Genomic DNA, 15,167 nt, shown 5'->3' on the forward strand with positions numbered 1-15,167 from the left:
GGGCCTCAGTGGCCCATGCACAGGTACTTGGTGCTCAGGTATTCCTCTATGCCGGCGGCGCCGCCCTCGCGGCCCATGCCCGACTGCTTGACGCCGCCAAACGGCGCCACGGCCGTGCTGATGATGCCGCTGTTGATGCCCACCATGCCGTACTCCAGCGCCTCGCCCACGCGCCACACGCGGCCCACGTCGCGGGCGTAGAAGTAGGCGGCCAGGCCGTACTCGGTGTCGTTGGCCATGCGGATGGCCTCTTCCTCGGTCTTGAAGCGGAACACGGGCGCCACGGGGCCGAAGACCTCTTCCCTGGCGATGCGCATGCGGTCCGTGGCGTTGGCCAGGATGGTGGGCTCGTAGAAGGTGCCGCCCAGCGCATGGCGCTTGCCGCCCAGCACGACCTCGGCGCCGTTCTTCACGGCATCGGCCACCAGCTCCTCGACCTTGTCCACGGCGGCCTGGTCGATCAGCGGGCCCTGGCCCACGCCGGCCTCCAGGCCATTGCCCACCTTGAGGGCCTGCACGGCGACCTTGAGCCTGGCCATGAAGGCGTCGTACACGCCGTCCTGCACCAGCAGGCGGTTGGCGCACACGCAGGTCTGGCCGGTGTTGCGGTACTTGGAGGCCATGGCGCCCTCGACGGCGGCATCCAGGTCCGCGTCGTCGAAGACGATGAAGGGCGCGTTGCCGCCCAGCTCCAGCGACATCTTCTTGAGCGTGGGCGCGCATTGCTCGGCCAGCACGCGGCCCACTTCGGTGGAGCCCGTGAAGGTCAGCTTGCGCACGGCCATGCTGGCCGTGAGCACGCCGCCGATGGCGCGCGAGGAGCCCGTGATCACGCTGAACACGCCCTCGGGAATGCCGGCGCGCTGGGCCAGCTCGGCCATGGCCAGGGCCGACAGCGGTGTCTGCTGCGCGGGCTTGACGATGATGGTGCAGCCCGCCGCCAGGGCGGGCGCGACCTTGCGCGTGATCATGGCGGCCGGGAAGTTCCAGGGCGTGATCGCGGCGCAGACGCCCACGGGCTCCTTGGTCACGATGATGTGCTTGTCGGCCCAGGGCGCGGGCACGGTGGAGCCGTAGATGCGGCGCGCTTCCTCGGCAAACCATTGCACGTAGGAGGCCGCGTAGGCGATCTCGCCGCGCGACTCGGCCAGGGGCTTGCCCTGCTCGCTGGTCATGATCAGGGCCAGGTCTTCCTGGTTCTCCATCATCAGCTCGAACCAGCGCTGCAGCAGGCGCGCGCGGGCCTCGGCGGTCTGTTGCTTCCAGAGGGTGAAGGCGCGCTCGGCGGCGGCGATGGCGCGCTGCGTCTCGGCCTCGCCCATGCGGGGCACATGGCCCACGGACTCGCCCGTGGCGGGGTTGTGGACGTCGATGCGGCTGCCATCGTCGGCGGCCAGCCATTGGCCGTCGATCAGGCAGAGGTTCTTGAGCAGGCTGGGGTCGCGCAGTGCAAGCGGCATGGGAAATCTCCAATAAGGGCGGGGCAGGCGTCGGGACGACGGCGCCTAGACAAAACGGAATTGCAGGCGGCCCAGCGGGCCGTAGTCGGCATCGAACAGGTCGCCGGCCCTGGCCGCCACGGGGCGCGTGAACGAGCCGGCCAGCACGGTCTGGCCTGCCTCCAGGGCCTCGCCCCAGGGCGAGAGCTTGTTGGCCAGCCAGGCTACGCCGATGGCAGGATGGCCCTGCACGCCGGCAGCCAGGCCGGTCTCCTCGACCACCCCGTTCTGGCGCAGTATGGCGCCGCACCAAGGCAGGTCAAGCACCCCGGGAACAGCCTGCCCGGCGCCGACCACGATGCCCGCATTGGCCGCGTTGTCGCTGATGGTGTCGTAGACCTTGCGCATGGCCTTGGTGTGGCGGTCGAACTGCTCGATGCGCGCGTCGATGATCTCGATGGCCGGCGTCACGTGGTCGGTGGCGTCCAGCACGTCCTGCAGCGTGATCTCCCTGCCGCCGGGCAGGCCCGGGCCGCGCAGCGGCGCCTTGAGCACGAAGGCCAGCTCCACCTCCACGCGCGGCGCGATGAAGTGGGCGGCCGGGATGTCCAGCACCTGGCCCGGCGTGCAGCGGTAGAGCATGCTGTCGAGCAGGGTGCCGTAGTCGGGCTCGTCGATCTGGCTCGATATCTGCATGGCGCGCGAGGTCAGGCCGATCTTGTGGCCGATCACCTTGCGGCCCGCCGCGATCTGCAGGCGCACCCATTCGCGCGAGACGCGGTAGCCATCCTCCACGGTCATGCCGGGAAAGCGCTTGGAGAAATGCTCGACCTGAACGCGCGTCTTCTCGCTGTGGTCGAGCTCCTGGGCCAGTTGGGTCAACAGTTCTTGGGAAAACATTTCAAGGCCTGGAAAAGAGAGGGTGGAGGGTGCTGTGCTTGCCGTCGTAGACCTGGCCCGGGCTTTCATCGACCTGCACGGTCAGGCCCAGGTGGCGCTGCGCGAACAGCGGCTGCAGATGGCGGCGCGCGCAGGCCAGCAGGGCGTCTCCGGCCTGCTGCTGCACGGCGGCCGTGCGGCCCCGGCCCATGCGCAGGTTGATGTAGATGAAGCCGTAGTCGCCATCGCCGCCCGCTGCGCGGCCTGCGGCCCCGCCATCGGCCACGGCGCTGTGCGGCGCGGGGTAGGCCAGCACGCGCGTGCCGCCCGTGGGAAAGACCTGGGCGCCGTCTTCGGCACGCACGGTGAGCATGGTGTCGGCCAGGGCGCGGCACAGCTGCGTCATGTCGGTGTGCGCGTCCAGGCTGGCCGTGTAGAGGATGACCACGTGCGGCATTCAGGCCACCTCCATGGTGGCGGCCGTGCAGCTCACGGCGAAGATGGGAATGGGCTGGCAGTACAGCACCTGGCCCGCGCCGCGCGCGGCGGCGGCCACGGCGATGAAGCTGCGGATCTCGAAGCCGCCCTGGCCGCCGTCGCGGTAGGTCTCGGCGTCGGTGTACGACAGCAGCGCGTCCCGGTCGTTGCGGCACCAGCGGTCCATGAACTGCTGGTCCCATTCCCAGTTGACCTTGCCCGAGTCGGGCGTGGCCGGCCAGTGCGAGATGCCGCCCGTGCCCACGATGGCGATGCGCTCGGGCGCCTTGTCGCAGGCGCGGCGCAGGGCCTCGCCAAAGGCCCATGCGCGGTGCAGCGGCGTCAGCGGCGGGCCCTGGCAGTTGATGTTGACGGGGATGATGTCCTTGTCATAGGCCGGCGTCAGAAAGTGCAGCGGGACCATGATGCCGTGGTCGAACTTCCACTCCTCGGCAAAGGCCACGTCCACGGTCTGCATGACCTCGGTGATCAGGCGCCGCGACAGCTCGGCATTGCCGGGGATGCGGTGGCGCTCTATGCCCAGCCAGGCCGGGTCCTCGATGGGCCCTTCGTAGTGGTCTGCCATGCCGATGGCATAGGCCGGCATGTTGTTCATGAAGAAGTTGGCGAAGTGCTCGGCCGCGATGACGATCACGGCATCGGGCCGCGCCGCCTCCAGCCGTGCGCCCATGTCGCGGAAGGCGGCATGGAAGGCATCCCTGGTGGCCGGATCGGCCAGGTGTGCGCGGCCCGTGATGCCGGGCGCGTGGCTGCAAACGCCTGCAAATACCAGACTCATCTCAAACTCCTGCGATCTTTTCGTTGGTGGCTGTCGTCATCGCGTAGACGCCCGCGCGCACCGGTCCGTGCTTTTGCACGCCGTCGCGCATGGCCTGCAGGTAGTCGGCCCAGGGCATGCCCAGCAGCGGCGCGAAGTGCATCAGCAGCTGGCCGTTGCAGCCCAGCACGTAGAGCTTGCCGATGTCGCCATGGAACATGGCTTCGTACTCCTCGGGCTCCAGCGCGTACTCGGCCAGCAGCGCAGCGCGGTCCTCGGCAAAGCGCCGCTGCACCTCTGGCTCGCGGTTGAGCTGGAACAGGAATTTCTGCATGGTGTACAGGCTCATGGCGGCTCCCGGTGTCGGCCTCAGCCCAGCGTGATGTTGGCGCGGCGGATGATGGCTTCGTACTTGGCGATTTCGCTGGTGACAAAGGCCGCGAACTGCTGCGCCGTGCCGGCCTGCGAGACGATGCCGCCGCGCGCGAAGGCATCCACCACGGCGGGCTCGGCCAGGGCCTTGACCACGGCGGCGTTGATGCGCTGCACCAGCGCATCGGGCGTGGCGCCCGGTGCCAGCAGACCCTGCCAGGAGTTGGATTCCAGCGCCACGCCCTGCTCGGCCAGCGTGGGCACCTGGGGAGCGAACTGCGAGCGCTGGCGCGTGGCCATGCCCAGTGCCACCAGCTTGCCGCTTTGCACATGGCCACGGAACTCGGGCCAGTTGCCGAACATCACGTCCACCTGGCCGCCCAGCAGGTCGGCCAGCGCCGGGCCCTGGCCCTTGTAGGGGATGTGGACCATCTCGATGCCCATCTCCTGGCACAGCAGCGCGCCCGACAGATGGGCCGAGGTGCCGTTGCCGAACGAGGCATAGCTGAGCTCGCCGGGCCTGGCCTTGGCGCGGCTGCGCAGGTCCGCCAGCGTCTTCAGTCCGCTGCCCGGGTGGGTGGCCAGCACATGCTCGGACAGGCCCATCAGCGCCACGGGCTTGAGGTCGCGCGTGGTGTCGTAGGGCAGGTTCTTCACCAGCGTCTTGTTGGCCGTGAAGCTGTTGGCCACGCACACCAGGGTGTAGCCGTCGGCCGGCTGCTTGGACACATAGTCCACGCCGATCACCGTGCCCGCGCCGGGCTTGTTCTCCACGATCACAGGCTGGCCCAGGGACTTGCCCAGCTCGGTGCCCACCAGGCGCGCCACCAGGTCGGTGGTGCCGCCCGGCGTGAAGGGCACGATGATGCGCAGCGGCTTTGCGGGCCAGGTGCCGGACGCGCTACCGGGCTGGGCCTGGGAAAGGCCCGGGAGCATCAGCGCTGCGGCCGTGGTGGCTGCGGTGGATTGCAGGAAATGGCGGCGTTGCATGTCTTGTCTCCTCGGTTCTCTTTGTCGTTGTCGCTGGTCGCCCGTTCAGACGCCCCAGTGCGGAATATGGTGCGAGCCCAGCGAGACGGCCACGTTCTTGGGCTCGCAAAAGACCTCGTAGCTCCAGCTGCCGCCCTCGCGGCCCGTGCCCGAGGCCTTGGTGCCGCCGAAGGGCTGGCGCAGGTCGCGCACGTTCTGGCTGTTGACGAAGCACATGCCGGCCTCGATGGCGGCGGCCACGCGGTGGGCGCGGCCCACGCTCTCGGTCCAGACGTAGCTGGACAGGCCGTACTGGATATCGTTGGCCAGGCGCACGGCCTCGGCCTCGTCGCTGAAGGGGATGATGCAGGCCACGGGGCCGAAGATCTCGTCCTGGGCGATCTGCATGCGGTTGTCCACGTCGGCAAACACCGTGGGCAGGACGTAGTTGCCCTTGCGCACGTGCTCGGGCAGCACCGGCGCGTCCAGGCCGCCGCACAGCATGCTGGCGCCTTCCTTCTGGCCCAGTTCGATGTAGTGGCGCACCTTGGCCAGGTGGCTGGCGCTGATCATGGGGCCGACGATGGTGGACTCGTCCAGCGGGTCGCCCACGGTGATCTTCCTGGCGCGCTCCACGAAGCGCTCGACGAATTTCGCGTAGATGCCCTTTTGCACCAGGATGCGGCTGCCGGCCGTGCAGCGCTCGCCGTTGTTGGAGAAGATCATGAACACGGCCGCATCCAGCGCGCGCTCGAAGTCGGCGTCGTCAAAGATCACGAAGGGGCTCTTGCCGCCCAGCTCCATGCTGAATTTCTTGAGGCCGGCGGCCTGCACGATGCGGTTGCCGGTCTGGGTCGAGCCCGTGAACGAGACGGCGCGCACATCGCGGTGGCGCACCAGGGGCTCGCCCGCGTCCTTGCCGTAGCCGTGCACCAGGTTGAGCACGCCGGGCGGAATGCCGGCCTCCAGCGCCAGCTCGCCCAGGCGCGCGGCCGTCATGGGCGACAGCTCGCTCATCTTGAGCACGGCCGTGTTGCCGAAGGCCAGGCAGGGCGCCACCTTCCAGGTGGCCGTCATGAAGGGCACGTTCCAGGGCGAGATCAGCGCGCACACGCCCACGGGGTGGAACAGGGTGTAGTTCAGGTGCGTGGGCGTGGGATAGGTGTGGCCGTCCACGCGCGTGCACATCTCGGCAAAGTAGTAGAAGTTGTCGGCCGCGCGCGGCACCAGCTGCTTGCCCGTCTGGGCGATGACCTGGCCGCAGTCGTTGGTCTCGGTCTGCGCGATCTCGGGCACATGGCGGGCGATCAGGTCGCCCAGCTTGCGCACGAGCTTGGCGCGTTCGGTGGCGGGCGTGTTGGCCCATTTCGGGAAGGCGTTCTTCGCGGCGGCGACAGCGGCCTGCACCTCGGCCTCGCCGCCTGCAGCAACCTCGGCCAGCACCTCCTGGGTGGCGGGGTTGACGGTCTCGAAATAGTCCTTGCCGGCGACGGCCTTGCCGTCGATCAGGTGGTCAATGCGCATGGGGATTCCTTGGCGTGTGCGGTGGGTTCAGGAGGCGGCCGGCGCGTCGCCGACGATGGTGTTGACCAGGCGGCCCAGGCCTTCGATCTCGGTGACGATCTCGTCGCCCACGCGGGAGTCGGCCACGCCGTCGGGCGTGCCGGTGAGGATGAGGTCGCCGGGGTTCAGCGTCATGAAGCCCGACAGATGGGCGATCAGCGAGGGGATGTCATGCACCATGTCGCGCGTGCTGCCGTCCTGCTTGAGCTCGCCGTTGACCCAGCTGCGCAGGCGCAGGTTCATGGGGTCGGGCACATCGGCTGCATCGACGAACCACGGGCCCACGGGTGTGGCGCCGTCGCGGTTCTTCACGCGCAGGTTGGGCCGGTAGAAGTTCTCCAGGTAGTCGCGTATGGCGTAGTCGTTGGCCGTGCAGTAGCCGGCGACCACGCCGTAGGCATCCTCGCGGCGCACATTGCGGCAGGTCTTGCCTATGACCACGCCCAGCTCGCACTCGAAGTGCATGTAGGCCACGTCGGCGGGCCGGTACGTGCGGCCTCGGTGGCCGTTCAGCGTGTTCGGGCCCTTGAGGAAGACCAGCGGTTCCTCGGGCGCCTTGTTGAAGGCGATTTCCTTGGCATGGTCCGCATAGTTCAGGCCCAGCGCGAAGACCGTGCCGAACTGCAGCGGCGGCAGCCACTGCACGGCGGTCTCCGCCACCAGGCGGCCATCGGGCAACTGCACCTGTCCGTGCGGGCCTTCGGTGACCTGCAGGGTCTGTCCTTCGAAGATGACGCGTCCGTGCTTCATGCTGCTGCTCCCTGTTCTGCCACCACCGAATGCGTGAGCCGGCCCAGGCCGGGCACCTCGATGACCACGCGGTCCCCGGGCCGCGCCAGCGGCGCGCCTTCGCCCGGGCCCAGCAGCAGCACGTCGCCGGGCGACAGCGTCATGAATTCGGTCACGTCGGCCAGCAGCCTTGCGGGCGAGCGCACCAGATCGGCAAAGCCGCGCTGCCAGACCTGTTCACCATTGATGGACACCGTGAGTTCTGCCGCTTGCGCATCGAAGCCTGCGCCGCGCACCAGCGTGCCCAGCGGGCAGAAACCGTCGCGGCAGCGCTGGCGGATGGCGGGGCGGTAGTAGTTCTCGTGCGGCAGCGTGAGGTCGCTGGCGATCAGCCAGCCGGCCACATGGTCCATGGCCGTTGCTTCGCTGACGCGCGTGGCGCTGCGGCCGATCACCAGGCCGATGCTGGCATCGACGCGGACCTCGCCGGGATCGGCCGGCACGGCCACCGCAGCGCCATCGCGTGCCCAGGTGTTGCGGGGCTTGAGATAGAGCACGGGGGCGCGCGGAGCGGCCTTGTAGGGCGCGCTGTCGAACTGCGGCGACAGGCGCTGCACGGTGGCCTGCTGGTTGAGCAGCGTGCCGTAGACCGTGCCCAGCGCAAGGCCGTCATCCAGGAGAAAGGGCTGAATCTGCATGGTGTGGATTTAGTTAACGTGGTAATTATTGTTTTTGCAACAAGCCCCGTCAACACGGTGGATTCAGGGTTTTCCCAGGCCGCAGCAAAAAGCCCGTGCGCGGCGAACCGTGCAGGGGCTTGAAGGGGGTACCGGGTGCGGCCAGGTGCGGCCGGTGCAGAAGGCGCGCGGGCGTCAGCCGCGGCGGCGGCGCAGTGCGGCGATGCCGCCCAGGGCCAGCGCCAGCAGCGCCTGGGCCAGTGTGGACAGGCCGGGCACGGGGGTGGCCGTGGCGCCGGGCGGCAGGGCCGCAGGCGCGGCCACCGCCACGGGGTCCACGATGACGCCGTTGGCGGTCAGGTCGCTGTCTCCCGTCTGCCCGTCGGTGATGTCGAAGCTCACCGAGCGGCGGTCGGGTGCGAAGCGGTAGGCCGACGCGGCCAGCTCATACCAGTGCGCCGTGGGCGTGGCGGCCGTGGGGCCGTACTTCCAGAGCGTGGCCTGGGCGGGCGCGGCTTCGGGCAGGTCCATGCGGATGGTGGCCATGGAGCCCGGCGTGCCGCCCATGAGCACGAAGCTCAGGCTGCCGTAGGGCATGCGCAGGTTGCCCGGCAGCGGGCTTTGCGAGGGCGCGGGCTGAAAGCCTGCCGAGTTCGAGGCGAACTGCCATTGGTCCGCACCCACGTTGCCCGTGCCGTTGCTGACGCCCGCCGTGTTGCTGCCCGTGCCGATCTGCGTGCCGATTGGCACGGGCTTGCTCAGGGCCAGCACAGCCGGCGCGCTGGCCATGCCCGATGCCGGCAGGTTGACCGCATGCACGCGGTAGCTCACGGCGGGGTCCAGGCCGGTGAAGGACAGCGTGGCAGCGGTATTGGCCGCGGTGCTGACCGTGTTGCTGGCAGGGGCCGGCAGGCCGGCGGCATCCAGGCCGGCCATGACCTGTTCCCAACTGGGGACGGGTGCGTTGGCGGGCAGGGCCACGGCGCGCAGGCTGCCGCCCATGCTGGGCGTGGCCTGGACCACGGCCGATGTCTGGTCCACGGCCTGGGCGGACAGGGCCACGGTGGACAGGGCGGGCACCGCCAGGCTGTCCAGGCGCGCCTTTTTCCAGGCGGCATAGGGCAGGTCCTTGGCCACGGTGCCATCGCCGTAGAAATCGGCATCGCCGCAGTCGCTGAGGATGTCCACGCTGCCGCCTGCGTCCAGGCTGGCCGGCATGGCGCCTATGCCTTCGGCCGAGCAGGCGGTATTGGGCACGGTGATGGCGGCCAGGTCGGCAGCGCGCGGGCGCAGGTTCAGGGCCAGGCCTGCGCCGTTCACGCGGCCATCCCAGGAATAGAGCTGGAAGTTGCGCGGCGCGGTGCCCGTGGCGCTGGCCGAGGGACCGGCAATGATCAGGTACTCGCCGGCCGCGTTCTTGCGGATTTCGCGGATGCCTCGGCCGCCCAGGTCCAGGCGGATCGGCTGGCCCATGGTCGCGCTGCCCTTGCTGCCGCCATCGGCCGCAGGCAGGGCCGCGAAGTTGGTCACGGGCACGATCAGCGCATGCGTGCGGCCCGTGGCGTCGTCCGCCGTGACGGCGGGCGCGCCCGGTGCCGGCACCAGCGGCGCGCGAAAGCCCAGCCAGGCGGCGCCGTTGTCGGGGCTGGTGGACATGCCTTCGATGGAAAAGCCGCTCATCGTCTCGGCCTCGGGCGCCTTGGTGGCGCCGCCGTCCGAGCTGGCCACCAGGCCCAGGTAGTTGGCGGCAAGGCCGTCATGCGCGGCCGCGTCCCAGCTGCGCAGGTCCTCGCGCAGCCAGCGGTAGTAGCCTCGTGCGGTCAGCGCCGTGGAGGCGCCGGAGCCGGTCACATCCATCGCCGCCAGGCGCCAGCGGTCGGTGCGCGACTTGCCGCTCTTGTTGTTGGAGTGCGAGCCCGCCACGTACACGCGGCTGCCCAGGGCAAAGCTGGCCTCGATGTCCATTTCCTCGTCGCTCTTGCAGCTGTCCAGGCCCGTGAGGCCGGCGCCGGTGCAGGCGGCGGCATCGGCCAGGCCCAGGGCGGTCCTGTCCAGCATCAGCGGCTTGATGGGCAGCCCGCCGGCCGGGCCATAGGCCGAGAAGGAGTTGCCGGCCGGCAGCGCATTGCCCGAGGCATCCTGGGCAGGCGCCTCGTCGTCGCCCACCAGCATGGTGGTGGCATCGATGACGATGGCCGTCGATGCGTCCGAGCGCCCGGCCAGCCAGCGCGGGCTGGTGTTGGCTGCGGTGTTGGCCGAGGCCGCGTACTTGATGGTGCGGCTGACGGAGGCGCCGCCCGCGTTGGTCAGCGTGACGGTGATGTCGGCATAGCCCACGCCGGTGGGCGTGATCCTGAGCACGGCGTTGCCACCGCTTTGCGTCGCCACCAGGCCGTTGGCGGCGACCACGGCGAGATTGCTGGACGTGGCGCTGACCGTGGCGGCCGGATCGCTGACGGTGAAGGACAGGCCCGTGCCCGCGAGGACATCGCTGGCATCGCCGACCACGCCCGAATAGGCGGTCAGCGCGGGCAGGGAAGTCGTCGGGGGCGGGCTGGTGGTGACGGGCGCCGAAATGCCGGCCGCCCCGCCGCCCAGGCTGTTCACCGCGCGCACGCGCACCTGGTGGCTGCCGGCCGCCAGTCCGTCCACGGTCTGGCTGGTGCCGAACACCGCCAGGCTGTGCGACACGGTGGCGAAGCCGTCGCTGGACAGTTCGACCAGGTAGTAGGACGCGCCGCTCACGCTGGCCCACTGCGCCTGCACGCTGTTGCCCGAGGCGCTGGCATTCACGCTCGCAGGGGCTGCGGGCACGGTAGCTGGCGGGGACACTTCGGGTGCCCAGGCCAGGCCGTACAGCACGCCGTCGATGCCCGACGCCAGCGGCTGCGGCGTGCCAGCCAGCGTGCCGGTGCGGCCCGAGGCATCGAACAGGCGATACAACTGCCCATCGGAGCCGGTGGCCAGCAGCATGACCGCGCCCTGGCCCAGATGCACGGCTGCCAGGCCATGGGCGCCTGCCAGCGGCGCCGAGCCCCGGGCCACCCAGGTGCCCGCTTCCAGCGTGTACTTGCGCACCGTGCCTGTGCCATCGTTGTTGGCGGCCACGTAGAGCGTGTCTGCGCCCGGCGTGCCATCGAGATCGAGGAAGGCCAGGCCGCGCAGGTTGTTGCCCGCCAGGCCCGGCAGCGCGCTGACTGCGGGCGTGCCTGTCGTGGGCAGCCCGGTTCCGATCCTGTTGAGCGTGTCGCCGCTGGCAAAGGCCGCGTAGAGCTGGCCATCAGCCATGGTGATGCCCTGGGTGTTCTTGTTGCTCAGCTGGGTGGCGCTGGTGGCATCTTTCTGGACGAACCAGATGCCGCGGTTGGCGTTGGGGCTGCCGCTGCCGCTGGCCCAGGCGCGGCTGCAGTCGTCGCTGACCACGCTGCGAAAGGCATCGCCGACCAGGGCCGTACCGCCCAGCCGCGTGCCATTGCCCACCACACCGTCGGCATCGACAAAGGCCACGCCGCGTGCCGCCGCCGTCTTGGGATCGGCGCCGCCCGGTGCCACCGCATAGCCGGGGACCGTCAGGCACAGGCCGTTGGCCGAGCGGTTGAGCAGGCCTTCCGAGCCCGTGCTGCTGGCCGTCAGCGGCGTTGCTCCGCCTGACAGCGGCAGCGATTGCACCAGGGTGCCGTCCACGCGGTACTCGTCCAGGTACACAGGCAGGGCGCCCGTGCCGGTGCCCACGCGGTAGGCCACCAGGTTGCCCGGGGTGAAGGGCGCGGACCATGCAGCGCCACACAGGGCCAGGCAGGCCGTTGCAATCGCCTTGTGCCGCCAATCCAAAGTATCCATGCGCATGCTCACCATCCCCTGTGTGACAAATCGCGCGACTGTAAAAGGCGGCTGTGACAGCCCGGTGACGGCAGGCCATGCACGACGGCGGCAAGCTGCCATGCAAAAAAAGACGGCTCCCGCGGGGGAGCCGTCTTTGGTTCATTGCGCCGTGAAGCCTGCGCTTTGCTTTTTCTGGTTATGGGCGCCGCATGTCCACGGTGCAGCGGATCAGCGGATCAGCAGCACCGGCACCTGGCTGCCGGCCAGCACCTGGGTGCTGACCGAGCCCATGACCAGGCGGCCCAGCGCGCCATGGCCATGCGTGCCCATGACCAGCAGGTCGAACTTGCCTTCCTCGGCGGCCTTGATGATGGAGTCGGCGACCGGGCCCACCTTGCTCAGGCGCGTGGCCTGCACGCCGTGTTCGGCCAGGTAGCTGCACACGGGGTCCAGCACCTTGGTCGATTCCTCGGCGTAGTACTCGTCCACCACCTCCTTGCCCAGTGCGGCGCGCGCGCGGGCTGGCAGCTGGGGCTGGACGGTGATGGCGCTGTAGCTGTGGGCGGAGCCCAGGATCTCGGGGTGCGAGGTCAGGTAGGCCAGCATCTTCTGGGTGTAGGGGCTGCCATCGACTGCGAGCAGGATGTTCATGAAAGTCCTCCTTTGGTATGGCCCAAGACTAAGCCCAAGCCGGGATGGAGTGCTTGATCCAGGTCAAGCGCGGACCGGCGCATCTGCCACCTCTGCCGCCCCTGCGGTCACGTGCGCCGGCAACTCGATGGTAGAGCGCGGGAAAAAGCCCTCCTGCTCGCCCTTGCGTGCATAGCCCAGCGGGTTGGCCACCACGCGGCAGCGCCAGGCGCGGCCATCGTCGCGCAGGCCCTCGGCCACATAGTCGCTGGGCGAATGCAGGTGGCCGTGCAGCCACAGATCGGCAAAGGGCAGCAGATCGTCGAGCACATTGCAAAAACCGGCCGTGCCGGGCACCAGGCCATAGCGCGGATCGGCGCTGCGCAGGCTGGGCGCGAAGTGCGTGACGGCCACCGTGGGACCATCGAAAGGCCGGGCCAGCGCCTGGCGCAGCCATTGCTGGCAGACCAGCGACTGCTCGCGCATGGGCTCGGCCAGGAAGGGCTCGCCGCCGCGCGTGCCGCCGGTCTTGTGCAGGTAGAAGTTGGCGGCGCGGAAGGCCTTCTCGCGCAGCTTGAGCAGCCGGGCCAGATCGGTCACGCCTTCGTGCATGGACATGGCGTCGTAGTCGCTCCACAGCGTGGTGCCCACGAAGCGCACGCCGCCCAGCACGGCGGTCTCGCGCTCCAGCCAGACCATGCCCATGCGCTCGCAGGCGGCGCGCAGGCGGGCATGGGCGGCGTCGAAGTCCTGCATGTCGTACTCATGGTTGCCCGGCACGAAGATCACGGGGCAGGGCCAGCCCGCGTATTGGGGCAGGGGAGAGAAACGCTCCAGCCCGAAGTGCTCGCCTTGCAGCAGGCTGCCGCTTTGGTAGGAGCCTATGTCGCCGGCAAGCACCAGCACGTCGGCATCCGGTGCGGGCTCGGCGATGAAATGCGGATGGGCCTCGAGGTGCAGGTCGGACAGCAGCTGGATCTTCATGCGGCCAAGTGTAGAACCTGCGCTGGCGCGCGCCCCCGCAACACGCTCTCAGGTGTGCGGGAAGGTGGCCTCTGCCGAGCGCGTGAGCGTGCGCAGCAGCCATTCATAGGCCTGCGGGTGCTGGCCGCGCCGGCGCCACAGCGCGTCCACATGCACGGGCTGCACGTCGAAGGGCAGCTCGCGCAGCACCAGCTTGTCGGCCATGCCGGTCACGGGCACGAAGTGGCGCGGCAGGATGGTCAGCAGGTTGGAGTTCATGACCACGCGCCCGGCCGTGAAGAACTGGTTGACGGTGAGCACCACCTGGCGAGTGCGGCCCAGCGAGGCCAGGGCCTCGTCGATGAAGCCGAAGGAGCGGCCCGAGAAGCTCACCAGCATGTGGCGCGCCGCGCAGTAGTTGTCCAGCGTCAGCGGCACATCGGCCAGCGGATGGCCCTGGCGCATCACGCACAGGTACTCGCCTTCGTACAGGCGCCGGCTGTCGAAGGCCACCAGGGCGCCCGACTGCGCGCGCGCCGTCAGGTCGGCCAGCGCGGCGGGGAAGTAGCCCACGGCCATGTCGGCCTCGCCGGCCTCCAGCAGGCCGCGCGGGTCGCGCGTGGTCAGCGGCAGCACGCGGATGCCCACGCCGGGCGCCTCGCGCTCCAGCAGGCTGAACATGGGCGGGATCAGCGTGGCCGCCGTGGCGTCGGCCATGGCCAGCACAAAGGTGGCGGTGGCGGTGGAAGGATGGAATTCGCCCGGCGTCAGCGTGTCCTGCAGCTGCTGCAGCGCCTCCCGGATCACGGGCCACAGCGCCAGCGCGCGCGGCGTGGGCTCCACGCCCTGGCCCTGGCGCACCAGGAGCTCGTCGCCCAGGGCCTCGCGCAGGCGGCGCAGGGCGTTGCTCACGGCCGGCTGGGTGATGGCCAGCTTGTGGGCCGCCCGCGTCAGGCTGCGCTCTGCCATCACCTCGTCGAAGACGCGCAGCAGGTTCAGATCCAGTGTGCGGAAGTTCAGGGCAGACATGGCGGCGGGCGCTGAGTCATCACTGGCGTGAATGCTACAGATTCAAGATATAAATTTGAAGAGCTCTAGGGTAAACCCTATAGTTACACCTAGTCGCCCGCCACGCCGTCAAAAGCGGCTATTTAACTGGGTTTATCTGCCATGAGCAACTTCATTTACAACTCCTACTGTGTCGAGCACCCTGGTGTGGTGCATGTCTATCAAGCCGCCGATGACCGCAAGAGCGCTGCCAAGCGTTTCTCCGGCAAGCGTGGCGCCAGCGCCCTGCTGCTCGCTGCCCTGGTGGCCGCGCTGATGGTGGTGGTCAACGAGGTCGCCCACAACTGGACCGACGGCCACATGCTGGGCGCCTGGGTGGTGCTGTGGGTTGCCGCCTTCATGGGCCTGGCCCTGTTCTCCGCTCCCGCCCGCCGCGCTGCCATGATGGCCCGCGCTGGCTACCGCGCCTGGACCGAGAGCCGCCAGCAGGCCGCTGCCGACGAGCGCATCTGGAATGCCGCCCTGCAGGACGCCCGCCTGATGGCCGACCTGGCCCGCGCCATGGATCGTCAAGGCAACTGATCTCTGCCTGGGGCGCCTTTCGGCGCTCCTCCAAAAAAGCCGCTGCCCACAAGGCGCGGCTTTTTTGTTGTCTGGGGGCGTCGTTGAAACGCCACAAAAAAAGCCTCGCACTGCGAGGCTTTTTCCATGGGTCGAGAGCTACTCAGGGATTCATTGTTCTGTGCATCTTCCACAGTCCATGAAACTGGCGCTGCCCAAAGCAAGGGGCACCGAGGAAGGGCCGCCCCGCACCGAGGGTGCCGTCCCCCCCGCGAAGCGAGAGGGGGAAGCGGCGTAGCC

At 69.2% G+C, this 15,167-nt stretch carries 14 protein-coding genes; 1 reads left to right on the forward strand and 13 read right to left on the reverse strand.

The window, feature by feature from the left end; translation table 11 throughout:
* Window positions 1–5: 5 nt before the first annotated feature.
* The 13 genes from INR38_RS03885 to INR38_RS03945 form a co-directional block, all read right to left on the reverse strand.
* The gene (locus INR38_RS03885) at window positions 6–1,460 is read right to left on the reverse strand and encodes an NAD-dependent succinate-semialdehyde dehydrogenase (RefSeq protein WP_207442508.1); all 1,455 of its coding nucleotides are present in this window, start codon (window positions 1,458–1,460) and stop codon (window positions 6–8) included.
* Between the two features lie 45 nt (window positions 1,461–1,505).
* Entirely contained in the window at window positions 1,506–2,339 is an 834-nt protein-coding gene (gene hpaH / locus INR38_RS03890) for a 2-oxo-hept-4-ene-1,7-dioate hydratase (protein WP_207442509.1), read from the reverse strand.
* Between the two features lies 1 nt (window position 2,340).
* Window positions 2,341–2,775, reverse strand: a complete 435-nt coding sequence (locus INR38_RS03895) for a 5-carboxymethyl-2-hydroxymuconate Delta-isomerase (RefSeq protein WP_016447338.1) — start codon at window positions 2,773–2,775, stop codon at window positions 2,341–2,343.
* A complete protein-coding gene (locus INR38_RS03900) occupies window positions 2,776–3,594 on the reverse strand; it encodes an extradiol ring-cleavage dioxygenase (protein WP_012202042.1) in 819 nt (272 codons plus the stop codon).
* A 1-nt stretch (window position 3,595) separates the two neighbouring features.
* Complete coding sequence (locus INR38_RS03905; protein ID WP_012202043.1) at window positions 3,596–3,922, reverse strand: aromatic ring-opening dioxygenase subunit LigA; 327 nt, start codon at window positions 3,920–3,922, stop codon at window positions 3,596–3,598.
* 20 nt (window positions 3,923–3,942) lie between these two features.
* The gene (locus tag INR38_RS03910; protein WP_207442510.1) at window positions 3,943–4,935 is read right to left on the reverse strand and encodes a tripartite tricarboxylate transporter substrate binding protein; all 993 of its coding nucleotides are present in this window, start codon (window positions 4,933–4,935) and stop codon (window positions 3,943–3,945) included.
* 45 nt (window positions 4,936–4,980) lie between these two features.
* Window positions 4,981–6,438, reverse strand: coding sequence for a 5-carboxymethyl-2-hydroxymuconate semialdehyde dehydrogenase (gene hpaE, locus INR38_RS03915; protein ID WP_207442511.1), 1,458 nt, complete (start codon window positions 6,436–6,438; stop codon window positions 4,981–4,983).
* 27 nt (window positions 6,439–6,465) lie between these two features.
* Window positions 6,466–7,227 (reverse strand): fumarylacetoacetate hydrolase family protein, encoded by a 762-nt coding sequence (locus tag INR38_RS03920; RefSeq protein ID WP_016452249.1) that lies wholly within the window; start codon window positions 7,225–7,227, stop codon window positions 6,466–6,468.
* Entirely contained in the window at window positions 7,224–7,904 is a 681-nt protein-coding gene (locus INR38_RS03925) for a fumarylacetoacetate hydrolase family protein (protein ID WP_047217571.1), read from the reverse strand. Before INR38_RS03925 ends, INR38_RS03920 begins: the two co-directional genes overlap by 4 nt.
* A gap of 174 nt (window positions 7,905–8,078) precedes the next feature.
* The gene (locus INR38_RS03930) at window positions 8,079–11,723 is read right to left on the reverse strand and encodes a choice-of-anchor U domain-containing protein (protein ID WP_242698952.1); all 3,645 of its coding nucleotides are present in this window, start codon (window positions 11,721–11,723) and stop codon (window positions 8,079–8,081) included.
* Between the two features lie 210 nt (window positions 11,724–11,933).
* On the reverse strand, window positions 11,934–12,356 hold the full coding sequence (locus INR38_RS03935) for a universal stress protein (protein ID WP_012202049.1): 423 nt from the start codon (window positions 12,354–12,356) through the stop codon (window positions 11,934–11,936).
* Window positions 12,357–12,419: 63 nt separating this feature from the next.
* Window positions 12,420–13,319 carry a metallophosphoesterase gene (locus INR38_RS03940; RefSeq protein ID WP_207442513.1) on the reverse strand — a complete coding sequence of 300 codons (900 nt, stop codon included), beginning with the start codon at window positions 13,317–13,319 and terminating at the stop codon, window positions 12,420–12,422.
* A 48-nt stretch (window positions 13,320–13,367) separates the two neighbouring features.
* On the reverse strand, window positions 13,368–14,327 hold the full coding sequence (locus INR38_RS03945) for a LysR family transcriptional regulator (RefSeq protein ID WP_013800015.1): 960 nt from the start codon (window positions 14,325–14,327) through the stop codon (window positions 13,368–13,370).
* Window positions 14,328–14,468: 141 nt separating this feature from the next.
* Between INR38_RS03945 and INR38_RS03950 the strand changes: the two genes are divergently transcribed.
* Entirely contained in the window at window positions 14,469–14,888 is a 420-nt protein-coding gene (locus tag INR38_RS03950; RefSeq protein ID WP_047472899.1) for a hypothetical protein, read from the forward strand.
* Window positions 14,889–15,167 lie beyond the last annotated feature (279 nt).

This window comes from Delftia sp. SD018, assembly GCF_017355445.1.
Lineage (GTDB): Bacteria > Pseudomonadota > Gammaproteobacteria > Burkholderiales > Burkholderiaceae_C > Comamonas > Comamonas acidovorans.